The sequence below is a fragment of the Pseudomonas tumuqii genome (genome assembly GCF_013184545.1).
Lineage (GTDB): Bacteria > Pseudomonadota > Gammaproteobacteria > Pseudomonadales > Pseudomonadaceae > Aquipseudomonas > Aquipseudomonas tumuqii.
Genome location: NZ_JAAOJA010000013.1, coordinates 41320 through 56221, shown reverse-complemented (window position 1 = coordinate 56221; position 14902 = coordinate 41320). Strand labels below are relative to the sequence as shown.

The 14902-nt window shown below is 61.9% G+C and carries 14 protein-coding genes; 5 read left to right on the top strand and 9 right to left on the bottom strand.

The genetic code is table 11. The features are described from left to right. Positions 1-55 precede the first annotated feature (55 nt). The 4 genes from dapB to grpE all read right to left on the bottom strand — a co-directional run bounded on the left by dapB (position 56) and on the right by grpE (position 4848). Complete coding sequence (gene dapB / locus G9C89_RS20595; RefSeq protein ID WP_172151672.1) at positions 56-859, bottom strand: 4-hydroxy-tetrahydrodipicolinate reductase; 804 nt, start codon at positions 857-859, stop codon at positions 56-58. An 88-nt stretch (positions 860-947) separates the two neighbouring features. After that, on the bottom strand, positions 948-2081 hold the full coding sequence (gene dnaJ / locus G9C89_RS20590) for a molecular chaperone DnaJ (RefSeq protein ID WP_172151670.1): 1134 nt from the start codon (positions 2079-2081) through the stop codon (positions 948-950). 181 nt (positions 2082-2262) lie between these two features. Continuing rightward, a complete protein-coding gene (gene dnaK, locus G9C89_RS20585) occupies positions 2263-4179 on the bottom strand; it encodes a molecular chaperone DnaK (RefSeq protein WP_172151667.1) in 1917 nt (638 codons plus the stop codon). 99 nt (positions 4180-4278) lie between these two features. Continuing rightward, positions 4279-4848 carry a nucleotide exchange factor GrpE gene (gene grpE / locus G9C89_RS20580; protein ID WP_172151665.1) on the bottom strand — a complete coding sequence of 190 codons (570 nt, stop codon included), beginning with the start codon at positions 4846-4848 and terminating at the stop codon, positions 4279-4281. A 153-nt stretch (positions 4849-5001) separates the two neighbouring features. Between grpE and recN the strand changes: the two genes are divergently transcribed. Further along, positions 5002-6675, top strand: a complete 1674-nt coding sequence (recN, locus tag G9C89_RS20575; protein WP_172151663.1) for a DNA repair protein RecN — start codon at positions 5002-5004, stop codon at positions 6673-6675. Between the two features lie 135 nt (positions 6676-6810). Here recN and fur read toward each other — a convergent pair whose 3' ends face one another. Continuing rightward, a complete protein-coding gene (gene fur / locus G9C89_RS20570; RefSeq protein WP_172151661.1) occupies positions 6811-7215 on the bottom strand; it encodes a ferric iron uptake transcriptional regulator in 405 nt (134 codons plus the stop codon). A gap of 97 nt (positions 7216-7312) precedes the next feature. On the opposite strand from fur, the gene G9C89_RS20565 reads away from it, so the two are divergent. Next, positions 7313-7834, top strand: a complete 522-nt coding sequence (locus G9C89_RS20565) for an outer membrane protein assembly factor BamE (protein ID WP_172151659.1) — start codon at positions 7313-7315, stop codon at positions 7832-7834. Between the two features lie 59 nt (positions 7835-7893). On the opposite strand, the gene G9C89_RS20560 is transcribed toward G9C89_RS20565, so the two are convergent. From G9C89_RS20560 to G9C89_RS20550, 3 genes are read right to left on the bottom strand one after another with little or no spacing between them, the layout of a single operon-like run. After that, positions 7894-8214, bottom strand: a complete 321-nt coding sequence (locus tag G9C89_RS20560) for an RnfH family protein (protein ID WP_172151657.1) — start codon at positions 8212-8214, stop codon at positions 7894-7896. After that, complete coding sequence (locus G9C89_RS20555; RefSeq protein WP_172151655.1) at positions 8207-8641, bottom strand: type II toxin-antitoxin system RatA family toxin; 435 nt, start codon at positions 8639-8641, stop codon at positions 8207-8209. The genes G9C89_RS20560 and G9C89_RS20555 overlap by 8 nt, the downstream gene beginning before the upstream one ends. Before the next feature lie 34 nt (positions 8642-8675). Then, positions 8676-10079 carry a sodium-dependent transporter gene (locus tag G9C89_RS20550; protein ID WP_172151653.1) on the bottom strand — a complete coding sequence of 468 codons (1404 nt, stop codon included), beginning with the start codon at positions 10077-10079 and terminating at the stop codon, positions 8676-8678. A gap of 109 nt (positions 10080-10188) precedes the next feature. Here G9C89_RS20550 and smpB point away from each other — a divergent pair, with 109 nt between their 5' ends. Then, entirely contained in the window at positions 10189-10671 is a 483-nt protein-coding gene (gene smpB, locus G9C89_RS20545; protein ID WP_172151651.1) for an SsrA-binding protein SmpB, read from the top strand. Between the two features lie 86 nt (positions 10672-10757). On the opposite strand, the gene G9C89_RS20540 is transcribed toward smpB, so the two are convergent. Then, the gene (locus tag G9C89_RS20540; RefSeq protein WP_172151641.1) at positions 10758-11525 is read right to left on the bottom strand and encodes an FCD domain-containing protein; all 768 of its coding nucleotides are present in this window, start codon (positions 11523-11525) and stop codon (positions 10758-10760) included. 314 nt (positions 11526-11839) lie between these two features. Between G9C89_RS20540 and G9C89_RS20535 the strand changes: the two genes are divergently transcribed. Then, the gene (locus G9C89_RS20535) at positions 11840-13534 is read left to right on the top strand and encodes an L-lactate permease (protein ID WP_172151639.1); all 1695 of its coding nucleotides are present in this window, start codon (positions 11840-11842) and stop codon (positions 13532-13534) included. A 115-nt stretch (positions 13535-13649) separates the two neighbouring features. Continuing rightward, a complete protein-coding gene (gene lldD, locus G9C89_RS20530) occupies positions 13650-14795 on the top strand; it encodes an FMN-dependent L-lactate dehydrogenase LldD (protein ID WP_172151637.1) in 1146 nt (381 codons plus the stop codon). Positions 14796-14902: the final 107 nt, after the last annotated feature.

The window sequence follows — 14902 nt, the reverse complement described above, 5'->3', positions numbered from 1 at the left end:
CCACCGCCAGATGCGATCAACTCCTAGCCAGCACACATGCTTCCGACGAACCGCCTCAGTTGAGGCCCAGTACATCCTGCATGTCGTACAGCGCAGGCACGCGTCCTTTCAGCCATGAGGCCGAACGCACCGCCCCCTTGGCGAAGGTCATACGGCTTGAGGCTTTATGGGTGATTTCCACGCGCTCGCCATCGGCAGCGAACAGCACGGTGTGATCGCCGACCACATCGCCCGCCCTTACCGTGGCAAAACCTATGGTTTCGCGGGCGCGGGCACCGGTCTGGCCTTCACGACCGTAAACCGCGACCTTTTGCAGGTCACGCCCCAGGGCATTGGCCACGACTTCCCCCATGCGCAAGGCAGTGCCTGATGGCGCATCGACCTTATGCCGGTGATGGGCTTCGATAATCTCGATGTCCACCTCGTCACCGAGCACCCGCGCCGCGGTATCCAGCAATTTCAGGCACAGGTTGACACCCACGCTGAAGTTGGCGGCAAACACGATGGGGATCTGCTGGCCAGCATCGGCCAATAGCTGCCTTTCCTCGACACTGAAGCCGGTGGTGCCAATCACCATGGCCTTGCCAGCCTGACGGCAAATTTCCAGGTTTTTCAGGGTCACCGACGGATGGGTGAAGTCGATCAGCACATCGAACCGATCCAGCACTTCACTCAGGCTGCCCGATAGCGTGACGCCGATCTTGCCCAACGCCGCCAACTCGCCAGCATCGGCACCCACCAGACTGCTGTCGGCACGATCGATCGCAGCAGTCAGACTGACGCCCTCAGCCTGCTGCACGGCCTCGATCAGGGTCTTGCCCATGCGCCCAGCGGCGCCCATCACTGCTATTCGTTGCATGCCACCCGCTCCAAGCTATAAGCCTCGAACCGCAAGCCGGAGCACAAGCCCTCTTGCAGCTTGTCGCCTACCGCCTGCGGTTGTTTATTCACACATCGCCGAAGAAGCGCTTCACACCCTCGAACCAGCCACTGGCCTTCGGCGAATGACGGGTATCGCCCTGCAGCGTCTTGCGAAACTCTTCGAGCAGTTCGCGCTGACGCCGATCCAGGCTGACCGGGGTTTCTACCGCCACCCGGCACATCAGGTCGCCGGCACCGCCGCCGCGCACCGGCGCCACGCCTTTACCGCGCAGGCGGAACAGCTTGCCGGTCTGCGTGCCTTCCGGAATTTTCAGCTTGACCCGGCCATCCAGGGTCGGCACTTCCAGCTCGCCGCCCAGCGCCGCATCGGCGAAGCTGATCGGCACCTCGCAGTACAGATGCTTGCCATCACGCTGAAAGATCGAGTGCTCGCGCACATTGACCACCACATAGAGGTCGCCCGCCGGACCACCCATCGCGCCCGCTTCACCTTCGCCGGACAGGCGAATGCGATCGCCGGTATCGACACCAGGCGGAACCTTCACCGACAGGGTCTTGTGCTCTTCCACCCGGCCATGACCATGGCAGGAACCGCACGGATCGGTAATCATCTTGCCGCTGCCATGGCAACGCGGACAGGTCTGCTGCACCGAGAAGAAGCCCTGCTGCATGCGCACCTGACCGATACCGCCGCAGGTGGTGCAGGTTACGGGCGAGGTGCCCTTCTTCGCGCCGGAGCCTTCGCAGACCTTGCAGTTGACCAGGGTCGGCACCCGGATGTTGACCGTAGTACCGCGCACGGCCTCTTCCAGGTCCAGCTCCAGGGTGTAGCGCAAATCGCTGCCGCGCTGAGCGCCGCCACGCTGGCCGCCACGACCGCCAGCACCACCGAAGAAGTCGCTGAACACATCGCCGAAGATATCGGAGAAATTCGCCCCGCCGAAGCCGGGGCCACCCGCGCCGCCCATGCTCGGATCCACGCCCGCATGCCCATACTGGTCATAGGCCGCGCGCTTGCCGGCATCGGACAATACTTCGTAGGCCTCGTTGGCATCCTTGAACATATCTTCCGACGCTTTATCGTCGGGATTGCGGTCCGGGTGATGCTTCATCGCCAGGCGCCGGTAGGCCTTTTTCAGCTCCGCTTCGCTGGCGCCGCGCTCGACACCCAGCACCTCGTAATAATCACGTTTAGCCATAAGTCCTTAACACCCTTAAATCATATCCTCCAGACGCGCCAACGCGGGAGCAAGCTCCCGCGCGACGGATCATGACGGCTGCAGCCTGGGCTGCAACTGCCTGGAGCGGCAGGCAGCGGTCGTGAGGCAACCGCTGCATTTCCCACATCCCTGTGGGTCACAAGCTTGCGCCTGTTTGTGCCTATTTGTTTTCCTTGACCTCTTCAAACTCCGCATCGACCACATCGTCGCCAGCGCCCTGAGCTTCATCAGCGCCCTGGGCAGCAGCACCCGGTTGCGGCTGCTCGGCATACATCTTCTGCGCCAGCGGGGTGGTGGCTTCGGACAGGGCATTGATCTTGGCTTCGATAGCCGCCTTGTCGTCACCCTTGATAGCCACTTCCAGCGCGCTCAGTGCGCTCTCGATGGCGGCCTTCTCGTCCGCGGTGGCCTTATCGCCCGCCTCGGTGAGCATCTTGCGGGTGGCGTGGACCAACTGATCGCCCTGATTACGGGCAGTGGCCAGCTCTTCGAACTTGCGATCTTCCTCGGCGTTGGCCTCGGCATCACGCACCATCTGCTGGATTTCCTCCTCGGTCAGGCCGGAGTTGGCCTTGATCACGATGGACTGCGTCTTACCCGTCGCCTTGTCCTTGGCGCCGACATGCAGAATGCCGTTGGCATCGATATCGAAGGTCACTTCGATCTGCGGTACGCCACGCGGTGCCGGCGGAATCTCGGCCAGATCGAACTTGCCCAGGGACTTGTTCTGCGACGCCTGCTTACGCTCGCCCTGCAGCACGTGAATGGTCACCGCGCCCTGGTTGTCGTCGGCGGTGGAGAACACCTGGGACTTCTTGGTCGGAATCGTGGTGTTCTTCTCGATCAGCGCGGTCATCACCCCGCCCATGGTTTCGATACCCAGGGTCAGCGGCGATACGTCGAGCAGCAGCACGTCCTTGACGTCACCGGCCAGCACTGCGCCCTGGATGGCAGCACCGATGGCCACGGCTTCATCTGGGTTGACGTCTTTGCGCGCTTCCTTGCCGAAGAAATCGGTTACCAGCTTCTGCACCAGTGGCATGCGGGTCTGACCACCGACCAGGATCACGTCATTGATCTTGGCCACGTCGATACCGGCGTCTTTCAAGGCGATGCGGCACGGCTCGATGGTGCGCTGCACCAGGTCTTCAACCAGCGACTCCAGCTTGGCGCGGGAAATCTTCACGTTGAGGTGCTTGGGACCGGTGGCATCCGCGGTGATGTACGGCAGATTGACGTCGGTCTGCTGGCTGGACGACAGCTCGATCTTGGCCTTCTCGGCGGCTTCCTTCAGGCGCTGCATGGCCAGCGGGTCACCCTTGAGGTTCATCCCGCTTTCTTTCTTGAATTCGTCGACCAGGTAATCGATCAGACGGATATCGAAGTCCTCACCGCCGAGGAAGGTGTCGCCGTTGGTGGCCAACACTTCGAACTGGTGCTCGCCATCGACTTCGGCGATCTCGATCACCGAGACGTCGAAGGTACCGCCGCCCAGGTCATAGACGATCACGGTGTGGTCGCCCTTGGCCTTGTCCATGCCGTAGGCCAGCGCCGCGGCGGTGGGCTCGTTGATGATGCGCTTGACGTCCAGACCGGCGATGCGACCGGCATCCTTGGTGGCCTGGCGCTGACTGTCGTTGAAATACGCAGGGACTGTGATCACCGCCTCGGTGACCGGCTCGCCGAGATAGTCTTCGGCGGTCTTCTTCATCTTCTTCAGAATTTCAGCCGAGATCTGCGGCGGCGCCATCTTCTGACCGTTCACTTCGACCCAGGCGTCGCCGTTGTCGGCCTTGACGATCTTGTACGGCACCATCTGGATGTCTTTCTGCACGACATCCTCTTCGAAACGGCGACCGATCAGACGCTTCACCGCGTACAGGGTGTTGTGCGGATTGGTCACAGCCTGACGCTTGGCCGACTGCCCGACGAGGATTTCACCGTCATTGGCATATGCAACGATCGATGGCGTGGTGCGAGTGCCCTCGGCGTTCTCGATGACCTTGACGTTGCCGTTTTCCAGAATGGCGACGCACGAGTTGGTGGTCCCCAGGTCGATACCGATAATTCTGCCCATCATCATTCTCCCGAAACTTTGATATTTCCGCCGCTGCGCTTGGTCAGCCGCGGTAGCACTAAAACGCTTGACTCATAAATGGGGGCTGATCGCCGAATTTCAAGCCTGCTCATCGATGGACGGCGGAGCTTCGGTCGGCGCCTTGCTGACCACCACCATCGCCGGACGCAACAGGCGACCGTTGAGCAGATAACCCTTCTGAAACACCTTGAGCACGCTGTTCGGCTCCAGATTGGCGCTGTCCTGCATGGCCATGGCCTGGTGATGCTCCGGATTGAAGGGCTCGCCCTGCGGGTCGATCGCCTCTAGCTGATAGCGCCTGAGGGTGTCCTGGAACAGCTTGAGGGTCAGCTCCAGCCCCTCGCGCACCGCCTTGATCGACACATCGTCCGGATTCGACAGCTCGAGACCGCGCTCCAGGCTGTCGACGACCGGCAGCAGGTCAGTGGCGAATTTTTCCAGGGCGAACTTGTGCGCCTTCTCAACATCCTGCTCGGCGCGACGACGCACGTTCTGCAGGTCAGCCGCCATGCGCAGCGCCTGATCCTGAGCGGCAGCCAGCTCTTCCTCCAGTACCTGGATGCGAGCGTCCAGCTGCTCGCTCGCTTCCATTTCGGCACCAGGAGCAACCTCTGGCAGCTGGTTGTCGCGGGTCTGTTCGTCAGCCATGCGTATCTCCTCTAAAAATTCGACGCAAGCCTAAACTCGCGCTCTGCCGCCTATATGGGGACAAATTCCGCAGCTTCAAGGGCCGCACAAGGATTGCCAGCCGAGAAATAAACACTGTATAAATATACACACCAAAGATCTGGAGACCTCACCATGCTGGTGCACCTGTCCGTACACAACTACGCCATCGTTGAACACCTCGACCTGGAGCTGGACAGCGGCATGAGCGTCATCAGCGGCGAAACCGGCGCCGGCAAATCGATCATGCTCGACGCCCTCGGCCTGTGCCTCGGCGATCGCGCCGACAGTGGCGTGGTCCGTCCCGGTGCCGACAAGGCGGACATCCTGGCCAGCTTCGACCTTGGCGACATCCCCGAAGCCCGCACCTGGCTGGCTGAACGCGACTTGGACCACGACGGCCCGTGCATCCTCCGTCGGGTGATCACCGCCGAAGGCCGCTCACGCGGCTATATCAATGGCTCGCCCTGCCCCCAGGGCGACCTCAAGGCCCTCGGCGAGCTGCTGATCGATATCCACAGTCAGCACGAACACCAGTCCCTGCTCAAGGCCGAAACCCACCGCCGCCTGCTCGACGAATACGCCGGCAGCCAGGAACTGGCGCGCCAGGTGCAACTGGCGGCACAACGCTGGAAACAGACCAGAAGCGAGCTGCAGCGCCTGTCCAGCCTCGGCGACGAGCAACGTTCCCGCCATCAGCTGCTCAGCTATCAGTTGGAAGAGCTGGACAGCCTGGCCCTGGGTGAAAACGAACTGGAACAACTGGAGCAGGAACACAAGAACCTGACCAATGCCGAAAGCCTGCTCAGCGCCTGCCGCCTGGTGATCGAGCAATGCAGCGAGAATGACGCCGGCAATGTGCTCTCGGCCCTGACCGGCAGCCTCAACCGCCTGGGCGCCTTCCAGGGTCAGCCGAGCGCCTTGAGCGAGGCGACCAACCTGCTGGCCAGCGCCCAGATCCAGGTGGAGGAAGCCGTCGGCGAACTCAATCGTTTTCTCGACCATTTCGACGCCGACCCCGAGCGCCTGCAGCAGATGGAAGAGCGCCTGGACGCTATCTATACCCTGGCACGCAAGCACCGGATTCAGCCCGGCGAGCTGATTGCCATGCAGCAGCAACTGTTCGAAGAGCTGGAAAGCCTCAACGCCGACGACCAGGCGGCCGAACGCCTGAACGATGAACTGGCCGCCTTTGAGCGTCACTACCAGGAAAAGGCCGGCGAGCTCAGCGCCATGCGCCACCGCGCAGCCAGCGAACTGGCCACAGCGGTAGAACTGGAAATGCAGAACCTGGGCATGCCGGGAGGGCGTTTCAGCATCACGCTGAGTGCTAACAACAGCAGCGAACCACAGCCAAACGGTCTCGAACAGCTGGAATTCCTGGTCAGCGCCAACCCCGGCCAACCGCTCAAGACCCTGGCCAAAGTCGCCTCCGGCGGCGAGTTGTCACGCATCAGCCTGGCGATCCAGGTGATCACCGCGCAAACCTCTCGGGTGCCGACCCTGGTGTTCGACGAAGTCGACGTCGGCATTGGCGGCCCTACCGCCGAAGTGGTCGGGCAACTGCTGCGCCGTCTCGGCGAACGCGGCCAGGTACTGACCGTCACTCACCTGCCACAAGTGGCCGCTCAGGGCCATCAGCACCTGTTCGTGCACAAGGTGCGCGGCAGCGATGCCACCCGCACAGCCGTGAGCAAGCTGGATAGCAACCAGCGGGTCGAGGAAATCGCCCGCATGCTGGGCGGCGTCGACCTGACCGAAGAGTCCCTGGCCCATGCCCGGCAGATGGTCGGCAGCGCCCAGGCCTGAGAGGGTGAGCCGCCTGCTGCGACCGCCCCAGGCGCCTTGCCACGAGCGTGCTCGATATTTTTACAACCGCTGACCGATGACTGAAACAACAAAGGCGACCCGAGGGTCGCCTTTGTGCATGACGCACTTGCGCGCTTACTTCTTTTTGCGCACGTAGAGCACCAGGTTGTGATCGACCATCTCGAAGCCGTGCTCGCGCACGATCTCTCTCTGCCGCTTCTCGATTTCAGGATCGTAGAACTCGATCACCTCACCCGAATCGACACAGACCATGTGGTCGTGATGACCGCCATCGGCCAACTCGAACACGGCATGACCACCATCGAAGTTATGCCGCACTACCAACCCCGCCGCCTCGAACTGGGTCAGCACGCGGTACACGGTAGCCAGACCGACGTCTTCGCCCGCCTCCATCAGGGCCTTGTAAACATCCTCTGCACTCATGTGACGCTGTTCGGCGGAATCGAGCATCTGCAGAATTTTGACCCGCGGCAGGGTCACTTTCAGGCCAGCTTTGCGTAGTTCGCTATTTTCAACCATGGTCTGCTTTCTCGCGGAAGCGGCTTCGCAGCTTCCTTTATTGCGGGTATGATCGGGGTTTACGTTGCCCAGCCAAGATAGTGGAAGTCACCCGCCGATGCAAAAAACCAAGTTCCTGCTGACCAGTCTCACCTTCGTGGGACTCCTCGCGCTCGCCGGTTGTTCGTTCCCCGGGGTTTATAAAATCGACGTTCAACAGGGCAATGTCGTTACACAAGACATGATAGATCAGTTGCGCCCCGGAATGACCCGCAGTCAAGTGCGGTTTATCATGGGCAACCCGCTGCTGACCGACACCTTCCATGCCAACCGCTGGGACTACCTGTACAGCATTCAGCCAGGTGGTGGTAAACGCCTGCAAGAACGCGTCAGCGTGATCTTCAATGGCAATGATCAATTGGCTGGCCTGTCGGGCGACTTCATGCCAGGCGTCAGCCGCGATGAGGCGATCCTTGGCCAGGATGGCGCCAGCGTGACGGCGCCGCCAACCACTGTGCAACCGCAAACCGAAGAGAAGCCAGCGCCAGGCTCCCTGCTCGAACAGATCCAGCACGAGGTGGACGATGTGCAGAGCGTGCCGGTACCGACGCCGGAACCGCTGGAGAGCTCGCCGCAGTAATCAGGCAGACACAAAAAGCCCGGAGATTTCCGGGCTTTTTTATGCGCGCCGACTTAACGTCAAACGCCTTCCTCGTCGGCCTTGGCTTTCGCCGCCTTGGCCGCACGCTGTTTGCGCACCTCCTTCGGATCGGCGATCAGCGGCCGATAGATCTCCACCCGCTCGCCATCCTCCAGCACCCGCTCCTGCGGCTTGGCAACCGCCTTGCCGAAGATCCCCAGCGGGCTATTCGCCAGATCCAGCCCGGGGAAATGCACCTGCATGCCTGACTGCTCGACCGCCTGGCGCATCGTAGTACCGTAAGGCAGGCTCAGGCGCAGCAGCTTCTGCTTATCCGCCAAGGCATAGACCACTTCGACCACGATCATCCGGTTATCCATATAGCTGCTTCGCCCTTTGACAGAATGCATCCACCAGCGTGTTGGCCGCCTGATTGAACAACGGCCCAAGCGTGACCCGCACCAGAGGGCCGGCATAGTCGAAGGTCAGATCCAGACTGATCTTGCAGGCCTTGTCGCCCAACGCCTTGAACACCCACCGGCCATGCAGCTGACTGAACGGCCCCTCCTCCAGGGTCAGCTCGATCGACTGCCCCCAGACCAGCGCATTACGGGTAATGAAGCGCTGGCTAACCCCGCCCTTGGCCACGGCCAGACTGGCCCGCATATGGGTTTGGCTGACATCCAGAACCTCACTGGCCGAACACCAGGGCAGGAACTCCGGGTAACGCGCCACGTCATTGACCAGTTCGAACAGGGCCGGGGCCGGGTATGGCAGCAACGCCGAGCGCTGAATATGGGTACTCATGAGCCTGCAACTTCATTCAATAGGGTGACTGTACTCATTTCGTCAACTCTGCAACAAACACGATCAATATGCCTAATGGCGCCACCACACGAATCAACCAGTAGACCAAGCCGAACAACAGCGGATTGTCGATCGCCAGCTCCTCGCGCACGGCTTCGCGCTTGAGCACCCAACCGGCGAACAGCACGAAGGCCAGACCTCCCGCCGGCAGGAGAATGCGACTGGTCAGGTAGTCGATGCTGTCGAAGAAATTTCGCCCACCTTCGGCGCCCCACTGGAACAGGTGAAACCCATCGGCAGCGAAGACGAAGAACTTGGCCTCGGCGCCGACATTGAACGACAACACCGTACCCATGCCCACCAGCCAGCACAACAGCACCAATACGCTGGTAACCAACGTCCTGCCGCGCTGGGTACGCTCGACCAGATAAGCGACTGCCGGCTCCAGCATCGAGATCGACGAGGTCCAGGCAGCGATCAGCACCAGGACGAAAAACAGCGTACCCATGAGCTGACCGAACGCAATGTTGCCGAAGGCCACCGGCAGGGTGACGAACATCAGCCCGGGCCCGGCGCCCGGCTGCATACCGGCGGCAAACACGATAGGAAACAGCGCCAGTCCGGCGGTCAGCGCCACCAGGGTGTCGAGAATGCCAACGGCCAACACAGTGCTGCCGATCGAGGCGCGCTTGGGCATATAGGCGCCATAGACCATGATCGAACCGACGCCGACGCTGAGGGTGAAGAAGGCATGCCCCATGGCCGCCAGCACGCCATCGAGCAACCTGTCGGGCTGGAAATCGAAAAGGAAGTGAAAGCCCTGCATAAAGTGCCCGGTGGTCATGCTGTAACCCAGCAACACCAGCAGCAGAATGAATAGCAGCGGCATCATGATGCGCAAACTGCGCTCCAGGCCTGCCACAACACCACGGGCGATGACGAAGCCGGTCAACAGCATGAACAGCGTGTGCCACAGGAGCAGACGCCAGGGATCGGCCGTCAGCGCACCGAACGCAGCGCCCGCCCCGTCGGCACTGATGCCTGCGAATTGGCCGCCGCCCATGGCGACTATGTAGTCCAGCGACCAGCCGGCGATGACACTGTAAAAGGACAGGATCAGCAGCGCGGCGACCATGCCCATCAGCGCGGCCCACGACCACCTTGGCGAGGCTCCAGACTCCAGCGCCAGCGCCCCCAGCGTATTCACCGGACTCTGCCGGCCGCGGCGTCCGATCAGGGTTTCGGCCAGCATGATCGGCAAGCCGACCAGGAAAATGCACACCAGGTACATGAGGACAAAGGCCCCGCCGCCATATATGCCGGCCATGTAGGGAAACTTCCAGATATTGCCCAGACCCACTGCGGAACCGGTTGCCGCCAGGATAAACACCCAGCGACTGGCCCAGGCGCCGTGGATCGAAACCTTGTCACTCACCATGAATACGCCCGAGATATGTGCAAAAGACGCGCATTGTCCGGGTTTAGCTCAGCTCTCTCAAGATCAGGTTGTCGCCAGCAGGCCAACGACTCCCTATAATGCGCGCCCTATGGCTAAACAAAAGAAACACCCTCAAGGCACCATCGCCCAGAACAAAAAGGCGATGCACGACTATTTCGTCGAATCCAGATTCGAGGCGGGCCTGGTCCTGGCCGGCTGGGAAGTGAAAAGCTTGCGCGCCGGCAAGGCCCAGTTGGTCGACAGCTATGTATTGCTGAAAGACGACGAGGCCTGGTTGATGGGCTGCCACATCACCCCACTGAAGACCGCCAGCACCCACGTGATTGCCGACCCGATCCGCACGCGCAAGCTGCTGCTGAACAAGCGCGAGCTGGAAAAGCTGTTCGGCGCCGTGCAGCAGAAAGGCTACACCTGCGTAGCCTTGTCGGTTTACTGGAAGGCGCATTTGATCAAATGCGAGATTGCCCTGGCCAAGGGCAAGAAGGACTTCGACAAGCGCCACACCGAAAAAGAGCGTGACGCCGACCGTGAAGTGCAACGCGCCATGCGCAGCAAGGGCAAGGACGATTAAAAGCAGCGGCAAGCTTTAAGCTGCAAGCACCAAGCAAGCGCTTTTGGTGCTTTGCCCGGCAACCTGAAACTTTGGCTTGCGGCTTATCAATGCCCCTGACGCCGCTGCGCCCGCGCCACGCGCTGAGCTTGCTGCTGCACTTCGGCGAGCACTTCCTGCACATAGTCGATATGCCGGTTGGACAACTGTCGCGCGTCTTCGGCGCGACCCTCGATGATCGCCTGATAAAGCGCCCTATGCTGATCGATCAGCATGTCGCGGGTCTCGTCGCGCTGGGCGTACATGCCGCCGATATTGGTCACCACGTTGCGCTTGAGCAGGTCGAACAACCCGCGAATGGTGTGCAGCAACACGGCGTTATGACTGGCTTCGGCAATGGCCAGGTGAAAGCTCGCATCGGCCGCCCCCTCTTCGGCGCGGGTCACTTTGCCGCTGCGGCTGTAACAGTCCTGCAGCGCGGCAAAGGCCTCACTCAGGCGCTGGCGATCCAGTTCGGTGGCGCGCTGCGCCGCATAGAACGCGCAAGAACCTTCCAGGGTGTGGCGAAACTCCAGCAGATCGCGCTGAGCTTCCGGGTTGCTCTCCAGCAGCTGCAACAACGGATCGCTGAAGGTGGAACCGAGCGATTCGGCAACATAGTTGCCGCCGCCCTGACGACTGACCAACAGGCCCTTGGCCGCCAGTTTCTGAATCGCCTCACGCAATGACGGGCGCGACACGCCGAAGCGTTCGGCCAGCGCACGTTCGGCCGGCAGCCGCTCACCCGCCCGCAACGTGCCTTCCAGGATCATGGTTTCCAGCTGAACGACGATATCGTCCGACAAACGGCGCTGGCGCACCTGCCCTACTTCCATAACCCGTACCTCACTGGTTTGACCACCTGCAACGCCCTTCTCAGGCACTTGTAGAGCAAGCCTATAGCGGCACTAAAGCCCTTACAAGCCAAGGCTATTCGACCAAAGTAGTAAGCCTGCTAATTGACAGTGGCAAGCATCCACTTTTACTCTGGCCGCGCCACATTGTAAATTGGTATTACCAATTTACCCGAATCTAAAACAATTCCAAGAAGCTCACGAGGTCTCCCATGCCGGTCATCGCCAAACCACTTGCCGCACCGCTGCATCCGCATCCCTCCATGCGCATTGCGCGCCGCTAAGGAGAGACCGACATGTCATCTGGTCTTCTTGCCCTGCTCGCTTTTTCCCCGATCCTGTTGGCGGCCATTCTGCTGGTCGGCCTGCGCTGGCCGGCCAAGCACGCCATGCCGCTGGTCTACCTGGTAACCGCCGCCATCGGCCTGTTCGCCTGGGAGATGAGCTTCAACCGCGTACTCGCCTCGACCCTGCAAGGCCTGCTGATTACCCTGGGGCTGCTGTGGATCATCTTCGGCGCCATCCTGCTGCTCAACACCCTCAAGCACTCCGGCGGCATCACCGCGATTCGCGCCGGCTTCGCCACCATCAGCCCTGACCGGCGAATTCAGGCGATCATCATTGCCTGGCTGTTCGGCTGCTTTATCGAAGGCGCCTCGGGCTTCGGCACGCCGGCGGCGATTGCCGCACCCTTGCTGGTGGCCATCGGTTTCCCCGCCATGGCCGCGGTCATGCTGGGCATGCTGGTGCAGAGCACGCCGGTGTCCTTCGGCGCGGTGGGCACCCCGATCATCGTCGGGGTCAACACCGGCCTGGACTCGGCCACCATCGGCGCCCAGCTCATCGAGCAGGGCTCATCCTGGGCGCAGTTCCTGCAGTTGATCACCAGTGAAGTGGCGATCATTCACGCCACTGTCGGCACCGTGATGCCGCTGATCATGGTGCTGATGCTGACGCGCTTCTTCGGTACCGAAAAAAGCTGGAAAGCCGGCTTCGAAGTCCTGCCGTTCGCGATTTTCGCCGGCCTGGCCTTCACCATCCCCTACGCCCTCACCGGGGTGTTCCTCGGCCCGGAATTTCCGTCGCTGGCCGGCGGCCTGATCGGTCTGGCGATTGTCACCAGCGCAGCGCGCCTGGGCTTTCTCCTGCCGAAAACTACCTGGGACTTCGCCCCGGCGGACAAATGGCCGAGCGAATGGCTGGGCACCATCGAAATGAAGCTGGACCAACTGACCGCCAAGCCCATGAGCTCCCTGCGCGCCTGGCTGCCCTACGTACTGGTCGGTGCCCTGCTGGTGATCAGCCGGGTCGTACCGGAAGTCGGCGCCGCCCTGAAAGCGGTGGTGGTGAACTTCCCCGACCTGCTCGGTGAAACCGGGGTCAGCGCCAACTTCCAGCCGCTGTATTTGCCGGGCGGGATTCTGGTGACGGTGGTCATCGCCACCTTCTTCTTCCACAAGATGAAGCTGCGCGACCTCGGTCTGGCAGTCAAGGAGTCCTCCGGGGTGCTGCTCAGCGCCGGTTTCGTCCTGCTGTTCACCGTGCCGATGGTGCGCATCCTGATCAACTCGGGGGTCAACGGCGCCGACCTGGCGAGCATGCCGATCCTGATGGCGCGCTGGGTAGCCGACAGCGTCGGCGGTATCTATCCGCTGCTGGCACCGAGCATTGGCGCCCTGGGCGCCTTTATCGCCGGCTCCAACACCGTCAGCAACATGATGTTCAGCCAGTTCCAGTTCGGCGTGGCCACTAACCTGGGCATTTCCAGCGCTCTGATCGTTGCGGTACAGGCAATTGGCGCCGCCGCCGGCAATATGGTCGCCATCCACAACGTGGTGGCCGCCTCTGCCACGGTTGGCCTGCTCGGTCGCGAGGGCAGCATCCTGCGCAAAACCATCTGGCCTACGCTGTACTACGTGCTCTTTACCGGCTCGATCGCCCTGATCGCGATCTACCTATTGGGCATTAGCGATCCGCTGCTCGCTGGCTGAGCGACGCTAGCCTAGCCATTCACGACTCCCGTATACCCGGACAGACCGGCCCCGCAGTACTCATGGGGCCGGTTTCTGGGCGAGAACAGCCTGTTCCTGGCAAAGGATGAACCCGATGATCATTTCCGCCTCTACCGACTACCGCGCAGCCGCCCAACGCAAGTTGCCGCCGTTCCTGTTCCACTACCTCGACGGCGGCGCCTACGCCGAACACACCCTGCGGCGCAACGTCGAGGACCTGGCCGACATCGCCCTGCGTCAGCGGGTTCTGCGCAACATGTCCGAGCTGAGTCTGGAAACCCGCCTGTTCAACGAAACCCTATCGATGCCCGTGGCGCTCGCACCGGTCGGTCTGACCGGCATGTACGCGCGCCGCGGCGAAGTGCAGGCGGCCAAGGCAGCTGCAGCCAAGGGCATCCCCTTCACCCTGTCGACGGTGTCGGTGTGCCCGATCGAAGAGGTGGCGCCGGCCATCGACCGGCCGATGTGGTTCCAGCTCTACGTCCTCAAGGATCGCGGCTTCATGAAGAACGCGCTGGAGCGCGCCAAGGCTGCCGGCGTGACCACCCTGGTGTTCACCGTGGACATGCCGGTACCGGGCGCCCGCTACCGCGACGCCCACTCCGGCATGAGCGGGCCGAACGCACCGCTGCGGCGCATGCTGCAGGCCATGACTCACCCGAGCTGGGCCTGGGACGTGGGCCTGCTGGGCAAGCCCCATGACCTGGGCAATATCTCCGCCTACCGCGGCAGCCGCACCGGCCTGGCCGACTACATCGGCTGGCTCGGCGCCAACTTCGACCCGTCGATCTCATGGAAGGATCTGGAGTGGATCCGCGAGTTCTGGGACGGCCCGATGGTGATCAAGGGCATCCTCGATCCGCAGGACGCCAAAGACGCCGTGAGCTTTGGCGCCGACGGCATCGTCGTCTCCAACCACGGCGGCCGCCAGCTCGATGGCGTGCTGTCGAGTGCGCGGGCGCTGCCGGCCATCGCCGACGCGGTCAAGGGCGACCTGGCGATTCTCGCCGACTCGGGCATTCGCACCGGCCTGGATGTGGTGCGCATGATCGCCCTGGGGGCCGACACGGTGCTGCTCGGACGCGCCTTCATCTATGCCCTGGCGGTCGCCGGCGGCGCGGGCGTGAGCAACCTGCTCGACCTGATCGACAAAGAGATGCGCGTGGCCATGGTCCTGACCGGCGCCAAGTCGATCAGCGAAATCAGCGCCGACTCGCTGGTGCGTGAGCTGGGCCGCTAACAGACTGTCAAGCCTGCAAAACATCTGTGTAGGAGCCAGCTTGCTGGCGATGCTTTTAACCTACAAAGATCGCCAGCAAGCTGGCTCCTACAAGTAAAAGATAACCG

Bases quoted from the DNA above. Each gene is read 5' to 3' on its own strand.
- dnaJ (WP_172151670.1), bottom strand. From the start codon at position 2,081: ATGGCTAAACGTGATTATTACGAGGTGCTGGGTGTCGAGCGCGGCGCC.
- G9C89_RS20550 (WP_172151653.1), bottom strand. From the start codon at position 10,079: ATGGTGAGTGACAAGGTTTCGATCCACGGCGCCTGGGCCAGTCGCTGG.
- G9C89_RS20555 (WP_172151655.1), bottom strand. From the start codon at position 8,641: ATGAGTACCCATATTCAGCGCTCGGCGTTGCTGCCATACCCGGCCCCG.
- dnaK (WP_172151667.1), bottom strand. From the start codon at position 4,179: ATGGGCAGAATTATCGGTATCGACCTGGGGACCACCAACTCGTGCGTC.
- grpE (WP_172151665.1), bottom strand. From the start codon at position 4,848: ATGGCTGACGAACAGACCCGCGACAACCAGCTGCCAGAGGTTGCTCCT.
- fur (WP_172151661.1), bottom strand. From the start codon at position 7,215: ATGGTTGAAAATAGCGAACTACGCAAAGCTGGCCTGAAAGTGACCCTG.
- smpB (WP_172151651.1), top strand. From the start codon at position 10,189: ATGGCTAAACAAAAGAAACACCCTCAAGGCACCATCGCCCAGAACAAA.
- G9C89_RS20565 (WP_172151659.1), top strand. From the start codon at position 7,313: ATGCAAAAAACCAAGTTCCTGCTGACCAGTCTCACCTTCGTGGGACTC.
- dapB (WP_172151672.1), bottom strand. From the start codon at position 859: ATGCAACGAATAGCAGTGATGGGCGCCGCTGGGCGCATGGGCAAGACC.
- G9C89_RS20535 (WP_172151639.1), top strand. From the start codon at position 11,840: ATGTCATCTGGTCTTCTTGCCCTGCTCGCTTTTTCCCCGATCCTGTTG.
- lldD (WP_172151637.1), top strand. From the start codon at position 13,650: ATGATCATTTCCGCCTCTACCGACTACCGCGCAGCCGCCCAACGCAAG.
- G9C89_RS20540 (WP_172151641.1), bottom strand. From the start codon at position 11,525: ATGGAAGTAGGGCAGGTGCGCCAGCGCCGTTTGTCGGACGATATCGTC.
- recN (WP_172151663.1), top strand. From the start codon at position 5,002: ATGCTGGTGCACCTGTCCGTACACAACTACGCCATCGTTGAACACCTC.
- G9C89_RS20560 (WP_172151657.1), bottom strand. From the start codon at position 8,214: ATGGATAACCGGATGATCGTGGTCGAAGTGGTCTATGCCTTGGCGGAT.